This window comes from Acinetobacter sp. YH01019, assembly GCF_013420285.1.
GTDB classification, from domain to species: Bacteria; Pseudomonadota; Gammaproteobacteria; order Pseudomonadales; family Moraxellaceae; genus Acinetobacter; species Acinetobacter gandensis.
Genome location: NZ_VOYM01000002.1, coordinates 25,451 through 42,751, shown reverse-complemented (window position 1 = coordinate 42,751; position 17,301 = coordinate 25,451). Strand labels below are relative to the sequence as shown.

At 40.4% G+C, this 17,301-nt stretch carries 15 protein-coding genes and 1 tRNA gene; 7 read left to right on the top strand and 9 right to left on the bottom strand.

All coding sequences use genetic code 11. The features are described 5' to 3' along the window. Nucleotides 1-6: 6 nt before the first annotated feature. From hisIE to FTT84_RS01500, 4 genes are all read right to left on the bottom strand, one after another. Nucleotides 7-789 carry a bifunctional phosphoribosyl-AMP cyclohydrolase/phosphoribosyl-ATP diphosphatase HisIE gene (gene hisIE, locus FTT84_RS01515; RefSeq protein WP_180079712.1) on the bottom strand — a complete coding sequence of 261 codons (783 nt, stop codon included), beginning with the start codon at nucleotides 787-789 and terminating at the stop codon, nucleotides 7-9. 97 nt (nucleotides 790-886) lie between these two features. After that, nucleotides 887-2,197 (bottom strand): NAD(P)/FAD-dependent oxidoreductase, encoded by a 1,311-nt coding sequence (locus tag FTT84_RS01510; protein ID WP_180079710.1) that lies wholly within the window; start codon nucleotides 2,195-2,197, stop codon nucleotides 887-889. Between the two features lie 121 nt (nucleotides 2,198-2,318). Continuing rightward, nucleotides 2,319-3,206 (bottom strand): SDR family NAD(P)-dependent oxidoreductase, encoded by an 888-nt coding sequence (locus FTT84_RS01505; RefSeq protein WP_067763039.1) that lies wholly within the window; start codon nucleotides 3,204-3,206, stop codon nucleotides 2,319-2,321. A 418-nt stretch (nucleotides 3,207-3,624) separates the two neighbouring features. After that, the gene (locus FTT84_RS01500) at nucleotides 3,625-4,902 is read right to left on the bottom strand and encodes an O-acetylhomoserine aminocarboxypropyltransferase/cysteine synthase family protein (RefSeq protein WP_180079707.1); all 1,278 of its coding nucleotides are present in this window, start codon (nucleotides 4,900-4,902) and stop codon (nucleotides 3,625-3,627) included. A gap of 318 nt (nucleotides 4,903-5,220) precedes the next feature. Between FTT84_RS01500 and ettA the strand changes: the two genes are divergently transcribed. Next, nucleotides 5,221-6,882, top strand: coding sequence for an energy-dependent translational throttle protein EttA (gene ettA / locus FTT84_RS01495; protein WP_067763035.1), 1,662 nt, complete (start codon nucleotides 5,221-5,223; stop codon nucleotides 6,880-6,882). A gap of 63 nt (nucleotides 6,883-6,945) precedes the next feature. Here ettA and FTT84_RS01490 read toward each other — a convergent pair whose 3' ends face one another. Next, nucleotides 6,946-7,356 carry an SEL1-like repeat protein gene (locus FTT84_RS01490; RefSeq protein ID WP_180079705.1) on the bottom strand — a complete coding sequence of 137 codons (411 nt, stop codon included), beginning with the start codon at nucleotides 7,354-7,356 and terminating at the stop codon, nucleotides 6,946-6,948. A 349-nt stretch (nucleotides 7,357-7,705) separates the two neighbouring features. On the opposite strand from FTT84_RS01490, the gene FTT84_RS01485 reads away from it, so the two are divergent. After that, nucleotides 7,706-8,680, top strand: a complete 975-nt coding sequence (locus tag FTT84_RS01485; RefSeq protein ID WP_180079703.1) for a cation diffusion facilitator family transporter — start codon at nucleotides 7,706-7,708, stop codon at nucleotides 8,678-8,680. 30 nt (nucleotides 8,681-8,710) lie between these two features. On the opposite strand, the gene FTT84_RS01480 is transcribed toward FTT84_RS01485, so the two are convergent. From FTT84_RS01480 to FTT84_RS01465, 4 genes are all read right to left on the bottom strand, one after another. Continuing rightward, on the bottom strand, nucleotides 8,711-9,052 hold the full coding sequence (locus FTT84_RS01480; RefSeq protein WP_067763027.1) for a hypothetical protein: 342 nt from the start codon (nucleotides 9,050-9,052) through the stop codon (nucleotides 8,711-8,713). A gap of 161 nt (nucleotides 9,053-9,213) precedes the next feature. After that, nucleotides 9,214-9,289, bottom strand: a tRNA-Glu gene (locus FTT84_RS01475). 90 nt (nucleotides 9,290-9,379) lie between these two features. After that, nucleotides 9,380-10,888 (bottom strand): glutamate--tRNA ligase, encoded by a 1,509-nt coding sequence (gene gltX / locus FTT84_RS01470; protein ID WP_180079701.1) that lies wholly within the window; start codon nucleotides 10,886-10,888, stop codon nucleotides 9,380-9,382. Nucleotides 10,889-11,059: 171 nt separating this feature from the next. Next, a complete protein-coding gene (locus tag FTT84_RS01465; protein WP_180056223.1) occupies nucleotides 11,060-11,350 on the bottom strand; it encodes a hypothetical protein in 291 nt (96 codons plus the stop codon). A 382-nt stretch (nucleotides 11,351-11,732) separates the two neighbouring features. On the opposite strand from FTT84_RS01465, the gene FTT84_RS01460 reads away from it, so the two are divergent. The 5 genes from FTT84_RS01460 (at nucleotide 11,733) to ftsI (ending at nucleotide 17,300) form a co-directional block, all read left to right on the top strand. Further along, entirely contained in the window at nucleotides 11,733-12,734 is a 1,002-nt protein-coding gene (locus FTT84_RS01460) for a sulfate ABC transporter substrate-binding protein (RefSeq protein ID WP_180056224.1), read from the top strand. Nucleotides 12,735-12,995: 261 nt separating this feature from the next. After that, on the top strand, nucleotides 12,996-14,015 hold the full coding sequence (locus FTT84_RS01455) for a sulfate ABC transporter substrate-binding protein (protein WP_180079721.1): 1,020 nt from the start codon (nucleotides 12,996-12,998) through the stop codon (nucleotides 14,013-14,015). A 188-nt stretch (nucleotides 14,016-14,203) separates the two neighbouring features. After that, complete coding sequence (gene rsmH, locus FTT84_RS01450; protein ID WP_180079699.1) at nucleotides 14,204-15,115, top strand: 16S rRNA (cytosine(1402)-N(4))-methyltransferase RsmH; 912 nt, start codon at nucleotides 14,204-14,206, stop codon at nucleotides 15,113-15,115. A gap of 10 nt (nucleotides 15,116-15,125) precedes the next feature. Continuing rightward, a complete protein-coding gene (gene ftsL / locus FTT84_RS01445; RefSeq protein WP_067763016.1) occupies nucleotides 15,126-15,458 on the top strand; it encodes a cell division protein FtsL in 333 nt (110 codons plus the stop codon). Between the two features lie 12 nt (nucleotides 15,459-15,470). After that, a complete protein-coding gene (gene ftsI, locus FTT84_RS01440; RefSeq protein WP_067763014.1) occupies nucleotides 15,471-17,300 on the top strand; it encodes a penicillin-binding protein PBP3 in 1,830 nt (609 codons plus the stop codon). Nucleotide 17,301: the final 1 nt, after the last annotated feature.

The following is a 17,301-nucleotide window of genomic DNA, read 5'->3' as shown; positions in this document are numbered from 1 at the left end:
CAAGACTTAGTGACTACGGTTGGCTTTTTCAACCAAACCTGATAAGCCTTGACGGCGTGCCAATTCATTTAACACCAATTGAGGGTCGAGGTCGAAGTAACCTAACATCACAATGGTATGGAACCATAAATCAGCCACTTCATAGATCAAATCATTTTTATGATCTTCGTTGGCTTCATTTTTAAAGTCTTTGGCAGAAATAATGGTTTCAACACTTTCTTCGCCGACTTTTTCTAAAATCTTGTTTAGGCCTTTATGGTACAACTTCGCCACATAAGATGAATCTGGATCCGCTTTTTTACGCTCCGCCATCATCTGACCTAGGTATGACAGAACATCTACTTGCTCTGAAGTCGCATTTGAGGCATTCATAGCAAGCGTATGTGGATTTGTTGATTTTTCACCATAAATTTGGCTTGGGTCTTTAATTTGTGCATCCACAATTTCCCAACCATTTGGTGTCAATTTGCGGTAAAAGCAAGATTCACGACCGGTATGACAGGCGATACCACCATACTGCTCAATTTGTAGAATGATCACATCCGCATCACAGTCTAAGCGGATTTCATGTACAGTTTGAAAATGACCAGACTCTTCGCCTTTGTGCCATAACTTATTGCGTGAACGTGAGAAATACACCGCTTGGTTTTTCTCAGCAGTTAGCGCTAAAGCTTCACGGTTCATCCATGCCACCATCAACACTCGACCTGTTTGATGATGCTGTGCAATAGCAGGCACTAAGCCTTGTTCGTTAAATTTTACTTCATCGAGCCATTGCACGTTGTTCATGAGAATTTCACCAAATAATATTCAAAAATTAAAAAGCTACAATGTCAGTAGCAACCCCATAGTGTAAGCCATCGTGTCTTTGATGGGGAGTTAAATCTTAATCAAATTTTAAATCGACAAGTAGCTCGTTGGTCTGAATGATGGGTCTACGCGCAATATCAGCATAATTCATTTGTCCAAATGCACCTGTTTTTAGTCCTGAAATGGTGATGGCCATTTCCTTACGGAAAAAGGGCAGTTGATACATTGCGCGAAAAGAAAGATCACGTAAGGGGCCCGTCCAAGCATGATTCGACTGATAAAATGGCGTTAGTAAGCGACTAAAAAATTGATAAAAACGAACCGATGATAGGCGCAGTTCATGATAATGCTGCCAAAGCGCTTCGTGGTTAAATAGCTGATTATTCTGACTTGCTTTTAGTACGGCCTGGCTGATCGCCCATGCATCTAGTAAAGCCATATTGGCGCCTTGTCCAAGTTGAGGGCTCATGGCATGTGCTGCGTCACCCATCAGACCAATTCGACCCTCGCCAAGTTTACTTAAAACCACATCACGATAGTTGGCCGAGAGCCAAGCTGGCTTATGATCTGCGTGTGGAATGTGATGTTCTAACCATTCGGCTACTTTAGGCCAATGTTTTGAAACATCATGTAGCCATTGTTGTTGCTGCTTCGGTGTTTTTAGAAAGCTTTCAAGTTGATTACTCGGTAAACTCCAAAAAATACTCGAGAGTCGCTGTTCAGGCTGACTCGGAACAGCTCCTGTGGGCATCACACCCATCATGATGTTCGAGCGATGATAGAACTGATGTAGAATTTTAGGGTTAAGTACTTCACATTCCGGCACAATAATCCACTTGGCACCCCATGGATAAGGCTTATTTAACTTAACCCATGTCTGTGGCCGAAGTTGGCTACGTGCGCCATTGGCGATCAGTACCAAATCACAACGGTGGGTGAATGAATAGCCCTGAGTTGTTCCAATTAAACTGACGCTATCATCTCGTTGCTCTAACTCAGCAATCTCGTGCTGCATGTGCCATTCGATATGATTGGTATATTCACGGGCTTTGGACTCGAGTACATGACATAAAGTGGCACGGTGAATCCCTAAACCATAGAAACGTGGATCTGCTTGTTTATAATGGCTATTAATCAGCAAATCACCGCCAGAAATTTGGCCTTCTAAACCGCTGACCATCGTACCCAGTGTAAGAGCATGTTCTAACACACCCAGATGTTCAAAAACGGCGAGTCCAGCGGGTTGTAACAGTAATCCTGCACCAACAGGCTCAAGTTCACTGACTTTTTCATACAGATGGATGTGATGACCTTGTGCTGCTAGGAGTGATGCTGCAGCTAAACCTGCTGTACCTGCACCAATAATAGCAATATTTAGATTTTTCATTCTTTTGATCGAGTTAAGCCATTATTTTAAGCTATAGCTTCAATCTAGCAAAAAAGCACACTCAAGACGAATAAAAAAAAGTCCCAAATGGGACTTTTAAATTATTTGGTGGGTTAGCTGATTACCAATGCTCACCCGGGAATAAGCGAGCATATGCTTTTTGTACCCAATTCAACTTTTGTTGTTGTCCAACAGAGGCAGAAGAGCTTGGGAATAGGTTATAACCAATCGACATGAGTTTGTTGTTGATGTCCGGCGCGATAGAGTAGGTAATGGATGCCAAACGACCCAAATTAGTTGCCACTTTTTTCGGGCGTTTCACAATCGCATATGCAATTAAATCAGCAGCTTGCTCTGGCGAAAGTGTTGGTACGTATTTATAAATTTTTGTTGGTGCAATCATTGGTGTACGAACCAAAGGCATATAGACCGAAGTAATTGCAATGTTGTGAGAATGAACTTCTGCACTTAAACAACGACTAAACGCGTCTAACGCGGCCTTCGAAGCTACATAAGCAGAGAAGCGCGTTGCATTCGCCAACACACCAATTGAACTGATATTGATAATGTGGCCTTCACGACGAATCATCATTTTAGGCAATAAGTTCATCACTAAACGGACGGCACCAAAATAATTTAACTGCATGGTACGTTCAAAGTCGTGGAAGCGATCCGTAGATTCGTGCACAGCACGACGAATTGAACGGCCTGCATTATTAATCAGAATATCAATGTGATCGACTGACGCTAAAATCTGTTGTGCAACGGCATCAATCGAATCCATATCATTTAAGTCACATGGAAAGACATCAGCCTTACCACCACTGGCTTCAATTTCTTGTTTAACGGCATCGAGCGTTTCTTTGGTACGAGCAACCAATAGAACATGAGCACCTGCATTGGCAAGGCGATGAGCTGTGGTTAAACCAATACCACTAGATGCACCTGTGATCAAAATGGTTTTGCCGTTTACACGGTCAACAAAGCGGTTTTCGAGTCTTGAATTCACAATAAGGTTCCCTGTTCAATCCATATTTTTGTAGTCATTTATCGGCCTGTTGGCGTCAAGCGGAAGGCTATTCTTAATGAGCTGTATGATAACGATTTAAATAAAAAAAGCTAGAATATAAGTTGTTGATAATTCAGTGTAATTTAGAGTTTTTACTCTAAAACAAAATAGCGCGTTAAGCGATTTTTAGCATATAAATCCGTGAAAGAGAAGCCCTTTCTAGCAAAGCATAGATACAAATATTTTAGTCAAAATAATAAATCTAAATTTGTAAATGGCATACGGATGACCGTGCTGTTTATTTGAGCAGTTTTTAAAATGAAATTTTCAGCAATTTAATATTCGAAGAGTGAGAGAAATAGATTCTTAATTCATACAAAAAAGGCCTCTATACAGAGGCCTTGTTGATTTTTCTAATTTAAACGGTAGCTAATGCTTGCTCCAAATCGGCGATTAAATCATCCGCATGTTCAATGCCAATTGAGAGGCGCACCATGTCTATGCTCACACCAGCAGCTTTTAACTCTTGTTCGTTGAGTTGACGATGTGTTGTGGTTGCAGGATGGCAAGCCAAGCTTTTTGCATCGCCAATATTGACCAAACGTGTAAAGAGTTGCAGCGCATCAATGAAGCGTGTGCCCCCTGCAAGACCATCTTGTACGCCAAAAGAGAGAATAGCTGAAGGTTTACCTTTAACATATTTTTGCGCCAAAGCGTGCTGCGGATGATCTTTTAAACCTGCGTAATTGACCCATTTCACTTTTGGATGCGCTTGCAAATACTCTGCAATTTTTTGCGCATTTTCAGTATGGCGTTCCATACGTAAACTTAAAGTTTCCAAGCCTTGAAGAATCAAAAATACATTATGTGGGCTAATGGCTGCACCGGTATTACGTAGTGGCACTACGCGTGCACGGGCAATGTAAGCGGCTTCGCCTAATGCCTCGACATAGTTGACACCGTGATAACTTGGATCAGGTGTATTCAATGCTTTAAAGCGCTCAGGGTATTTACCCCATGGAAATTTACCGCTATCGACAATAATGCCACCAATGGAATTACCATGACCCCCAATGTATTTGGTCAATGAATGCACCACAATATCGGCACCAAATTCAAAAGACTTTTGCAGGACTGGAGTTGCAACCGTATTGTCAACAATGACAGGCACACCATATTCATGCGCAATTTTTGCAATGGCTTCTAAATCAATAATATTGCCAAGTGGATTGCCAATAGATTCAACAAAAACCAATTTGGTCTTTTCATCAATGAGGCTACGAAGGGCTTCAGGATTTTGATAATCGAAAAATCGAACTTCAATGCCTTGTTTTGGTAGGGTATGCGCAAATAAGTTATACGTTCCGCCATAAAGCGTCGAAACGGAAGCAATATTGTCACCTGCTTCGGCAATGGTTTGGATGGCATAGGTGATTGCTGCCATACCTGAAGCCAAAGCCAATGCACCAATACCACCTTCGAGTGCTGCAACACGTTGTTCTAGCACTGCAGTGGTGGGGTTCATAATACGGGTGTAGATATTACCCTGAACTTTTAAATCAAATAAATCTGCCCCATGTTGAGTATTATCAAACGAATATGATGTTGTTTGATAGATCGGAACCGCAACAGCTTTGGTGGTTGCTTCCGGGGTATACCCTGCGTGAATCGCTAAAGTTTCATCTTTATATGTCATGTTTACTTCATCTTTGTGAGTTGATTTTTAATCAGTCTATCATTTATTTATATAAGTAAAAGTGCATAAGTTGTCAAATATTTAGCAAATTTATTCATATATATGAATAAATTTCAGCTAAAGATGAGTGAAATTGAATTAAAAATATCGTGATTATTTTTTATGCAGAATTAAACTTGTAACAATGCATTGAAGCCGCGTGTGAAACCTTATTTTTTCGCGACTTTATGCGTATAATAGCCGATTATTTTTTCGCTCATTTGAGCAGGGGCAACTTTATGTTGTTCCGTATATGGTTTGACTATTGAGGAGTCCTACGTGGCCCAATATATTTACACGATGAACCGTGTGTCGAAAATGGTTCCGCCGAAACGCGAAATCCTAAAAGACATCTCTTTATCATTTTTCCCAGGCGCAAAAATTGGTGTGCTTGGTCTAAACGGTGCAGGTAAATCTACCTTGCTTCGTATTATGGCGGGCGTAGATAAAGATTTCTCAGGTGAAGCACGTGCGCAACCAGGTATCAAAATTGGTTACCTTGAGCAAGAACCACCTTTGGACGAAACCAAAGACGTACGTGGTAACGTGGAAGATGGTTTGCGTGAACCACTTGATGCTCTTGCACGTTTAGATGAAGTTTTCGCTGAATATGCAGCTGAAGATGCTGACTTTGATGCACTTGCAAAAGAGCAAGAGAAGTTAGAAGCAATTATCCATTCTTGGGATGCACACAACATTGTGAACCAAATGGACCAAGCTGCTGCTGCGTTAAACCTTCCAGCATGGGATGCAGACGTATCTAAGTTGTCAGGTGGTGAGCGCCGCCGTGTAGCACTTTGCCGCTTGTTATTGTCTAAACCGGACATGTTGCTTCTAGATGAACCTACGAACCATTTGGATGCTTCTTCAGTATCATGGTTGGAACGTTTCTTGAAAGACTTCCCAGGTACAATCGTTGCCATTACGCATGACCGTTATTTCTTGGATAACGTTGCTGAATGGATTCTTGAGCTTGACCGCGGCATGGGTATTCCATACCAAGGTAACTACTCTTCTTGGTTAGAGCAGAAAAATGCGCGTTTAGAGCAAGAACAGAAGCAAGAAGAATCTTTTGCTAAAGCATTGAAAAAAGAACTTGAATGGGTTCGTTCAAATGCTAAAGGTCAGCAAAAGAAAAACAAAGCGCGTATGGAACGCTTCGAAGAGCTTAACTCTCGTGAATTCCAACAGCGTAACGAAACCTCAGAAATCTACATTCCACCTGGTCCACGTCTAGGCAACAAGGTTGTAGAAGTTGAAGGCATCAGCAAATCGTTTGGTGATCGTACGCTTTATAAAGACTTATCATTTGTTGTTCCACCATGTGCGATTGTGGGTATTGTGGGTGAGAACGGTGCGGGTAAAACCACACTATTCCGTATGATGACAGGTGAGCAACAACCTGATACTGGTACTGTGGTACTGGGTGAGTCGGTTAAAGTGGCTTACGTGGGTCAGATTCGTGACACATTAGATGATAACAAAACGGTTTGGGAAGAAGTTTCTGGCGGTTTAGATATCTTGAAGATTGGTGACTACGAAATTGCATCGCGTGCTTATATCGGTCGCTTTAACTTTAAAGGTCAAGATCAGCAAAAACGCGTAGGTCAATTGTCAGGTGGTGAACGTAACCGTTTACAACTTGCGAAAATCCTACAAATGGGCGCAAACGTAATCTTACTCGATGAACCATCAAACGACTTGGACATCGAAACTTTACGTGCACTTGAGGATGCAATTCTTGTATTCCCAGGTACAGTCATGGTGATTTCGCATGACCGTTGGTTCCTAGACCGTATTGCAACACATATTTTGTCATTTGAAGGTGAAACACCAGAATTCTTCACGGGTAACTACCATGAATTTGAAGAATTCCGTCGTAAACGTGATGGTGATGACCTTGTTGCGAAGCGTCAAAAATACCGCAAAATTGGTAACTAAGTTCCAGTTTTAAAATAAAAAACCAGCCTGCGGGCTGGTTTTTTATTGCTTAGGGTGCAATGACTATACAACAATGTCTTCATAGGCATGATGTAAGACGTAATCTGCATGTTCATGGCCTTGTGCAGCAGCTTTACTGAGCCAAAGTTCTGCAAGTTCATAATTGCGGTCCAAGCCGAGTTCTCCACGTAAATAACCGAGACCTAAGCGATATTGGGCATCTTTATGACCTTTTAATGCGGCACTTAAAAAATTCCACATGGCATTGCGATAGTCAGTAGGGGATTGGTCTGCTGAATCCATAGTATGGTGACTGAGAAAGTCTTGATGGTGTTGAGCCGCAAGAATTTCGAAATAAGTTCCTTGGGCATAATTACCCTCGGCTTCTGGAACCGAAAGATGCATTCCTTGCAACTTTGGATTCATCTGTTGTGATAACAGTGCATAGACTTTTTTCAGAGCTTGTATCATCATTGTTAAACTCCTTGCTTAAAAATATAACCACTTGATTAATAAAAAATTAATTGCAGTTATTCGTGCGCTGTGTTGATTGATTTAATTGTTTTATGCAGAACACTAAGATGAAATTAGCATGCTTGTCATGATATGTGAATAGTTCTTGAAAAATATCTATAAGTGATTTCAGTCATCTAGATTGCGAAAAATGATTTTTAATAAATTGAAAGTAGATGCTGAAAAAAGCAGTTTTAAAGTTTGAAGGTGAAACGTAGTACTGAAGGTTGAATAATGTAATTTTATTACGTTTACTGCACCTGTTAAGCTCAAGACTGAAGAACATATAATTTATAAAGGTCAGAAAATAATGAGTGAGCATCATGGGCATGACCACAGCCATGCCGTTGTGACGGAAGGTAATGTAAAAAAACTCAGTTTTGCTTTGGCACTGACGACAACTTTTTTAATTGTTGAAGTCGTGGCAGGTTTTATCACTCAAAGTCTAGCGTTGCTTTCAGATGCGGCACATATGTTCACAGATGCTGCTGCACTGGCCATTGCATTGGTTGCGATAAAAATAGGAAAACTTCCTGCTGATAATAAACGTACCTTTGGCTATCAGCGCTTTGAAATTTTGGCGGCCTTATTTAACGCCCTGATGTTATTTGTTGTGGCTATCTATATTTTATACGAAGCCTATCAGCGCTTTTCGACACCACCTGAAATTCAAAGTATGGGGATGATGATTGTTGCTGTAATTGGTCTCATCATTAATTTAATTTCGATGCGTATTCTATTTTCCAGTTCACAAGAAAGTTTGAATGTGAAAGGGGCTTATTTAGAAGTGCTCAGTGATGCTTTGGGCTCAGTAGGTGTCATTATTGGTGCCGCAGTGATTTATTTCACTGGGTGGATGTGGGTCGATACGGTCATTGCGGTGTTAATTGGATTTTGGGTATTGCCACGGACTTGGATTTTATTAAAACAAAGCATCAATATTTTATTGGAAGGTGTACCAGAAGAAATCGATATTGAAAAATTACGTAATGATCTCCTGGCATTGAAAGGGGTGGAAAATATTCACCAGTTAAAAGTTTGGGCAATCACATCGAAAAATGTACATTTAACTGTGCATCTATATGCGCCAGAAGCAGATCGAAATGCTTTGTATTTTGAGGCAATTGATATGCTACAACATCAGCATGGGATCACGGAGATGACCTTGCAGATCGAGGAAGATGAATGTGTGGTACGCCATCACACCCATAACTCTGATCATGCCCATGAACATCATCATGGCGAGCGTGAATCGCATCCACATGATCAATCACATCAGCATTGAGCTGATGTGATTTTTGATTAAGTTAGAAAATTAGATTTCCCACTCATGATTGCATTCTCGGCATTTCCATTTCTTTTGCGATTGCATGAAACCTTGCATAGAAATTTTGAAATCTGGCAAATCGCGGTAGAACATAAAACCAGCAATTACACAAACAATAAAGACAACCACAGTAGCGCTTTGTAATGTCGTTCCAGCGCCATCACCAAAGATCCACATTGCGATGCTGATTAATACCAACAGTAATAAAATAAATACTGCTGGAATCAACATGATTAAACTTTTTGGAACAACAGGGCGTGCGACAGGTGCACCTGCTTGTGCCTGAGGCATAATTTTAGGGCTTTGGCATTTTGGGCAACGGTATTGCATTACAACTCCATAATTTTAATCTATGACTTATTCTAATCTGAATAACGCAGAAAGCAAAAATACCAAGGAAAGTTCTGACTATAAATTTTAGGCAATAAAAAACCCAAGTCATAATGCTTGGGTTTTTTATTAAGACCATTTCAAAGAAATAATCTTGAATATGGCGTCCCTACGGGGATTCGAACCCCGGTTACCGCCGTGAAAGGGCGATGTCCTAGGCCTCTAGACGATAGGGACAAGTGAGGCAACTTCGATTTGGTTAACACCATCTCTCTGTATGGGCGCTATATTAGGGGGATAACGCCCACGCGTCAACTAAAAATTCAATTAAGCTTCATCAACTGCATCATTTTTCGGCAGTTTTAAGCTTTCATTAAGTTTTTCCCACGCTTTTGTTTCTTTTTTACTCGGACCACCCACAATTTCAAGTGCATGACGTAAACGTGCGAAGGTCAAATCAGGGCCAATGGTGACCATAGACTGCATTACAGGTGTAGATGAAGTAGAGCCTGCAATCGCAATAAAGAACGTTGGCATAAAGTCACGGAGTTTAATGCCCATTTGGTTCGCTAAATCCATTAGTGTTTGGCTTACCGTGTCATTATTCCACGTGAATAAACTTTCAAGGCGCCAAATGGCAAATTGTAGGCTTTGACGTACTTGTTCTTCAGACAATTTTTTGCTTTCAAATTGTTCCTTAGACAGTGTTGGGAATTGGTTGAAATAGAAACCAGCCCAATTTACTGCTTCAGACAATAAGTTAATACGTGGTTGAATCGCGGCAGCAATATCTTCCAGTGTTTGACGGTCTGATTTCCAAGCCAACAGTGTATTCAAAAGTTCAGTAGGGGTAAGCCCTTTAATCCATTGACCATTCAACCAGTTGAGTTTTTCAACATCAAAGATTGGGCCACCCAAAGACACACGTTGAATATCAAAATGTTCAATCATTTCAGCCAAAGTGAATTTTTCACTTTCATCTGGCATAGACCAGCCCATACGACCCAAGTAGTTCAAAAGAGCTTCTGGTAGTACACCAATATCTTTGTAATAGTTGATTGAGGTTGGGTTTTTACGTTTAGACAGTTTTGATTTGTCTGGGTTACGTAATAATGGCATGTGGCAAAGCACAGGCATTTCCCAACCAAAGTATTTATAAAGCAACTGATGTTTAGGCGCAGATGGAATCCATTCTTCACCACGGATCACGTGGGTAATTTCCATTAAATGGTCATCAACAACGTTTGCTAAGTGGTAAGTTGGTAGGCCGTCAGTTTTCAATAGAATTTGCATGTCAACTTGTGCCCATGGAATTTCTACTTCGCCACGTAATAAGTCATTGAATTTGCAAATACCTTCTTCAGGGACTTTCATACGAATAACATGAGGCTCGCCTGCAGCTAAACGGCGTTCAACTTCTTCAGCAGTATGTTTTAAACCACGGCCATCATAGCGAGGTGATTCGCCGCGTTCTTGTTGTTCAGCACGCATTTGATCAAGTTCTGCTGCCGTTGCGAAGCAGTAGAAAGCATGGCCTTTTTCAACAAGTTCCAATGCATATTGTTTATAAATGTCCATACGCTCCGATTGACGGTACGGCGCATGTGGCCCGCTGATATCAGGACCTTCAGACCAATTAAGACCTAGCCAGCGCAATGAATCTAAAATCATTTTTTCAGATTCAGGGGTAGAGCGTAATTGGTCAGTATCTTCAATACGAAGAATAAATTCACCGCCATGCTGTTTTGCAAAACATAAGTTAAACAATGCAATGTAGGCAGTCCCAACGTGCGGGAAACCAGTAGGAGAAGGTGCGATACGAGTACGAACAGTCATAATCAGCTATTAATCAGAATGTAAATTAGGGACTATTATAACGAAAAAGCCTGATCACTTAATGCTTAATTCAACATTCAATGATCAGGCTTATCTCGATGCTCGGAGGGGAGAGCACCAATGGTTATAAATTTATGCTGAACTCAACAATCTAGAGATAAAATCTGTAGATTAAGAGTTGCTGCCAGAGAAAATGGCTTGGACAAAACGTGAAAAACTTTGGTTTTGTGATGCAAAAAAGCTTTGTGATGGTGGTGCTTTAATCGAAGTTAGCACTTTTAAATTATCGTCTGTACGACCTTTTGCTTCCGATTTTTGCTGATTAATGGCCTTCTCAATCAAAGAAGTGCGTTCAGCAGGCATAGTTACTTTATTTGAAGAACTATGTGTAACCGCACAAAAACCTGTTTGCGCTGTCAATGCGATGCCCAATCCAAGGCACACTGCATAAGAAAATTTCATGTCCAAATCTCCCCTTATTTGGTGATGGAACTTTATATTTTGCAATATCGTTTTAATATTTAGACTACGATTTAACCATCTTTGGTAATTAAAAAGTAGAACTACGTCACAATTTTTACAAAAAAACTAAAAAAGTCGGTTTTAGAGTTACCTAAATAGACTGTTTTCTACAGATTTTCGGTAGTTGTAACAGACAACTGTGAAGATAGCATGGAGGGAATTTTGATAATGGCTGAGATTTAGCAATTTTTCTGCATTTGATGGCTGTTTTTTGGATATCTAAAAAATAGAAATACTACTGAAATAATAATATAGATTGCTGATTGTTAATATTATTTTAGATTTATATAGTGCGTTTAATCGTCAGTATAAGTTGAATCAAATGAAAAAAATAATTGCTTCTGGGGTTTTGGTTTTATTGAGTAGTGTGGCTGCGCAGGTATATGCCGCAAAAGATTTTTTAAATGTATCTTACGATCCGACCCGTGAGTTTTATCAAGAATATAATCAGGCATTTGGTCAGTATTGGAAACAGCGTACAGGTCAAGAAATTAACTTTAAACAGTCGCATGGTGGTTCAGGTAAGCAAGCCCGTGCAGTCGCTACAGGACTACAAGCCGATGTTGTGACCTTGGCATTGGCCAACGATATTGATGAAATTGTGGCTACCGGTCAGATCAATAAGAATTGGCAAAAACAATTTCCGAATAATTCTGCACCTTATACCTCGACCATTGTATTTTTAGTACGTAAAGGCAATCCAAAGAAAATTAAGGATTGGAATGATTTAACCAAGCCGGGCGTTGAAATTATTACACCGAATCCGAAGACGGGTGGGGCACCACGTTGGATTTATTTATCTGCTTGGGGGTATGCGTTAAAACAACCGGGTGGTAATGACGCGAAAGCGAAAGATTTAGTCAAAAAACTATATAGCAATGTCAAAGTGTTAGATTCAGGTGCGCGTGGCTCACTGACTACTTTCGCAGAACGCGGTATTGGTGATGTGCTATTGTCTTGGGAAAATGAAGCATTATTAGCAACACAAGGTTTAGGTAAAGATAAGTTTGATATTGTTTACCCATCGATTTCGATTTTGGCAGAACCCTCTGTGGCAGTGGTTGATAAAACCGTTGATAAAAATGGCAATCGAAACTTAGCTAAAGGCTATCTCAACTATTTATACTCACCAAAAGGACAGGAGTTAGCTGGTAAATATTACTTCCGTCCACGTGATGCAAAAGCGACTGCGAAATATGCGGCACAATTTCCAAAACTACAAACTTTTACGATTGATAAAGTATTTGGGGGATGGGCAAAAGCACAGAAGACACATTTCGTAAATGGTGCGATTTTTGATCAAATTTATAGTGAGAAAAATTAAGTCGATGTATGGATTGATCTTTTTATTTAGCTAAATTTTTTTGAAACGGATAATTTGTTATCCGTTTTTTGCATATGCAATCCATAAAAACCTATATATGCATAATAAGTAAAGTGTTTTTGATATTTTAGTAATAAAAACAATATTTTAAAAAATAAGATCTACAAATACTAAGCTCTTTGAAGATACATATCTGAATTGCGATTTATGATTTTATTTCATATATTTAGCACCATTGAAGATAACTTTATGCTGGCTGGTATGAAAACTCAATTTAAAGCCTTGATTAGTGCTGCCTTATTGGCAACAGGTGTGGCATTTACTACAACAACAGCACAAGCTGCTGACCGTGAATTCTTAAACGTATCTTATGATGCAACACGTGAATTTTACGACGAATTTAACAAATCATTTGGTGCTTATTGGAAAGAGCGCACTGGAAATACAGTTGCATTCAAACAATCACATGGTGGTTCAGGTAAGCAAGCACGTTCGGTTGTTGATGGCTTAAAAGGCGATGTAGTGACTTTAGCTTTGGCGAACGACATTGAAGAAATCGTCAAGTCAGGTCAAATTCAACCAGGTTGGCAAAAAGAGTTTCCACATAATTCTGCACCATATACATCAACCATCGTGTTCATGGTACGCAAAGGCAATCCGAAAAAAATTAAAGATTGGTCTGACTTGACCAAACCGGGTGTACAAATTATTACGCCTAACCCGAAAACTGGTGGCTTACCACGTTGGGTTTATCTATCTGCTTGGGGTTATGCTCTAAAACAACCAGGTGGCAGCGAAGCGAAAGCGAAAGATTTTGTCGGCAAAATGTACCATAACGTCAAAGTGATGGATTCTGCTGCACGTGCATCAATGACAACTTTTGCTGAGCGCGGAATTGGTGACGTGTTATTAACATGGGAAAATGAAGCATTAGTGACGCAAAAAACATTGGGTAAAAATAAGTTTGATATTGTTTATCCATCAATGTCTATTTTGACTGAACCTTCGGTTGCGATTGTTGATAAAACTGTGGCGAAAAATGGCAATAAATGGTTAGCGCAAGGTTATATCAACTACTTGTATTCACCATTGGGTCAAGATATGGCAGCACGTCATTTCTATCGTCCACGTAATGCAGAAGTATTAGCCAAATATAAAGCACAGTTCCCAACTTTAAAAACATTCACCATTGATGAAGTTTTTGGTGGTTGGTCTAAAGCACAGCAAACCCACTTTGTGAATGGCGCAATCTTTGATCAAATCTATAACAATAAGCGTTAAGATTTAATTCAGATTTTTCTATTTGCTTTAAAAAAACCTCCTTTGGGAGGTTTTTTTATTAAATGGCATAAAATAAAAACGGTTTTCTCTATGGAAAGTAATATTTCTGTACAAAAAGACGTTTGGAGCTTTGCTAAAACAAGGTAATAATGTGCAGTTACATTTTTAGCTGTGTTGAACGAACCCTTATGTCGCATATTTCTGTATTACTTCATGAAACTGTTGATGCCTTACTAGCAGATCGCAATACAGGAATTTTCGTAGATGGGACTTTTGGACGTGGCGGACACACTCGTTTATTGCTGTCTAAATTAGATGAAAATGCACGTGTTTATGGTTTTGATAAAGACCCTCAAGCATTGGCTGTCGCTGCCGAATTAGAGCAAGAAGATCCGCGTTTTAAAATTATTCATGCCAGCTTTGCGGATTTAAAACAAGAATTACAAGATCGTGGTATTGAGTCTGTAGATGGCATCATGGCGGACTTAGGGGTATCTTCACCTCAGCTTGATCAAGCTGAACGTGGTTTTAGCTTTATGAAAGATGGTCCTTTGGACATGCGTATGGATAACTCGCAAGGCCCAACAGCGGCACAGTGGTTGGTAGATATTGAAGAAGAAGACCTGGCGAATATTATTTTTAAATATGGTGAAGAGCGTTATAGCCGCCGTATTGCCAAAGCGATTAAAGCAGCGGGTTATATTGAAACCACTGGTCAATTGGCAGAGATTGTAAAAGTTGCGCACCCGAAATGGGAAAAAAATAAGCATGCTGCAACACGTACTTTCCAAGCAATCCGTATTGCTATTAATAAAGAACTCGACGATATTGATATTTTCTTGCCTCAAGCAGTGGAAATGCTTAAACCTGAAGGAACACTTGCAGTGATTAGCTTCCATTCATTAGAGGATCGTTTAATTAAACAATTTATTCAAAAAGAATCGACATTGGCAGAAGATACAGGCTGGGGCTTACCACAGAAACGTGAAGATACCCGCCGTTTGAAAAAAGTATCTCGTATTAAAGCTAGTGATGAAGAAGTAAAAGCCAACCCACGTTCGCGTAGTGCTTGGCTTCGAGTGGCAGAGCGTTTAGCTTAAAAGGCAAAGAATGAAAACCGAAGCGATAGAAAAAATAGCGAATAAGCTGCAAACAAAAAAAGTCGTTGTTTATGGCATTTTGATGGTGTTGGTTTTTATCAGTGCCATTATGGTGGTATTCCAAGTGTTTGAGTATCGTCAAGATTATCGTAAGCTTAGTACATTTATGCGTGAACGAGACGACTTAAATGCAGAGTGGGGGCGCTTACTTATCGAACAACAAACTTTCGGTGCAACTGCGCAAATTGGAACACGTGCGGTGACTCAACTACGTATGTATTCACCACCAGTCGCTCAAACGGTTGTTATTTCATTGCCACAAACTCCAGAACAGAAAAAATAGGCTAGCTGTCACATGGTTGAGAAAAGAAACAAACAAGCTCCACGTAAAAAACAGCAGTCTGTAACAGGTAAAACAGCGATTGCTGTGGAAATGTGGCGTTACCACCTCATGTGGGCGGTTGTTTTACTGTGCTTTATTGCACTCGTAGGACGGGCTTTTTATGTGCAAATTATTAATAAAGACTTTTTGCAAAATAAAGCCAATGCCAAAATTTTAAGAACTGAAACGCTCAAAGCCATGCGTGGTGTTATTTACGATCGTCATGGTGTGCCTTTGGCGATTAGTACACCGATCATGAAAATCGTGATTGATCCACGTGATTATTTTGATAATAAAAAACTGTTTGAAGAAACCACAGCCGAACTTGCCAAAGATCCAACCAACCGCAAACTTAAGCGTCAATTGCCAGATAAAAATTTAAATTTGGATGAGTTAGCGGATGCTGTGGGGATGGATCGTGCAGAACTTAAACGTAAAATGAATGAGCGTCCACGTTCACGCTATTTAGTCTTACAAAAAGAAGTTCCTCCGCAACAAGCTGAATTGATCATGAAACGTGATTTTCAGGGAGTCTATACCGAGAAAAACTACAAGCGCTATTACCCGCAACCTCAGCCCAATTCACAAATTATTGGTTTGACCAATAGTGAGGGGATGGGGATTGAAGGTTTGGAAATGCAGCTTAATCAACGTCTTTCTGGTGTAGATGGGGCGCAACAAATTGTGCGTGATAAAAAAGGCAATCGTGTTAAAGACCCTGAAATTGTCAAAGAAGTCGAATCTGGGGAAAATATCACACTAAGTATCGACTCGCGCCTGCAATACATTATGTATCGTGAGTTAACTGCGGCAGGTGTGGCAAACAATGCACGTTCAGCAACCGCAATTGCAGTTGATGTGAAAACAGGTGAAATCTTGGCGATGACCTCATGGCCATCGTATAACCCGAACGACAAGAAAAGTTTAGGTAATAAAGATGCAATGCGTAACCGTGGCGCAGTAGATTCATTTGAGCCGGGTTCGACCATGAAGCCAATGACCGTTGCGATGGCTTTGGAAAGCGGTAAATATCAGCCGAATACCGTAGTCAATACCTCGCCAGGTTCGATGCGTGTCGGTAATCATACCATTCGCGATACGCATAACTATGGTGCCTTGACACTAGGTGGCATTATTCAAAAATCATCCAACGTTGGTGTGGCTAAAATGGCCTTATCACTGCCGTATGAAACCTTACCAACTTTTTATCAGCGTTTAGGTTTTGGTCAGCGTTCAGCAGTTAAATTCCCTGGTGAAAGTGCGGGTTTAATCTTGCCGAAAAGTAAATGGAATGTCTCAGAAGTTGCGACTATGGCTTATGGTTATGGCTTAAACGCAACCGTGCTTCAGCTTGCAGATGCGTATGCGATGATTGCCAATAAAGGCGTTAAAATGCCACTCAGTTTGTACAAGTTGGAAGAAAAGCCGAAAGGCGATCAAATGATTGATCCAAAAATCGCAGACCAAGTTTTATTGATGATGGAAACCGCGACTTTACCGGGCGGTACGGCAACTCGCGCTGCGATTTCGGGTTATCGCGTGGCAGGGAAAACAGGTACAGCACATAAATTACGTGCAGACCGTAAAGGCTATTCAACTTCTGAGTATCGCGCTTTGTTTGCTGGGGTTGCACCTGTGAGTGATCCACGTCTTGCGATGATTGTCGTGGTGGAAAACCCGCAAGGTTCTTATTATGGCGGTACAGTCTCAGCTCCTGTATTTGCGCGCGTGATGCAAGAATCCTTACGTTTAATGAATGTTCCTTTAGATAAACCTTTAGATACTCCCAATATCCAGAAATAGG

Excerpts from the sequence above, each read along its gene's own strand:
- FTT84_RS01510 (WP_180079710.1), bottom strand. The coding sequence starts at position 2,197 with ATGAAAAATCTAAATATTGCTATTATTGGTGCAGGTACAGCAGGTTTA.
- FTT84_RS01455 (WP_180079721.1), top strand. The coding sequence starts at position 12,996 with ATGAAAACTCAATTTAAAGCCTTGATTAGTGCTGCCTTATTGGCAACA.
- FTT84_RS01480 (WP_067763027.1), bottom strand. The coding sequence starts at position 9,052 with ATGCAATACCGTTGCCCAAAATGCCAAAGCCCTAAAATTATGCCTCAG.
- hisIE (WP_180079712.1), bottom strand. The coding sequence starts at position 789 with ATGAACAACGTGCAATGGCTCGATGAAGTAAAATTTAACGAACAAGGC.
- FTT84_RS01490 (WP_180079705.1), bottom strand. The coding sequence starts at position 7,356 with ATGATGATACAAGCTCTGAAAAAAGTCTATGCACTGTTATCACAACAG.
- FTT84_RS01460 (WP_180056224.1), top strand. The coding sequence starts at position 11,733 with ATGAAAAAAATAATTGCTTCTGGGGTTTTGGTTTTATTGAGTAGTGTG.
- ftsI (WP_067763014.1), top strand. The coding sequence starts at position 15,471 with ATGGTTGAGAAAAGAAACAAACAAGCTCCACGTAAAAAACAGCAGTCT.
- ftsL (WP_067763016.1), top strand. The coding sequence starts at position 15,126 with ATGAAAACCGAAGCGATAGAAAAAATAGCGAATAAGCTGCAAACAAAA.
- FTT84_RS01465 (WP_180056223.1), bottom strand. The coding sequence starts at position 11,350 with ATGAAATTTTCTTATGCAGTGTGCCTTGGATTGGGCATCGCATTGACA.
- FTT84_RS01500 (WP_180079707.1), bottom strand. The coding sequence starts at position 4,902 with ATGACATATAAAGATGAAACTTTAGCGATTCACGCAGGGTATACCCCG.
- rsmH (WP_180079699.1), top strand. The coding sequence starts at position 14,204 with ATGTCGCATATTTCTGTATTACTTCATGAAACTGTTGATGCCTTACTA.
- FTT84_RS01485 (WP_180079703.1), top strand. The coding sequence starts at position 7,706 with ATGAGTGAGCATCATGGGCATGACCACAGCCATGCCGTTGTGACGGAA.
- gltX (WP_180079701.1), bottom strand. The coding sequence starts at position 10,888 with ATGACTGTTCGTACTCGTATCGCACCTTCTCCTACTGGTTTCCCGCAC.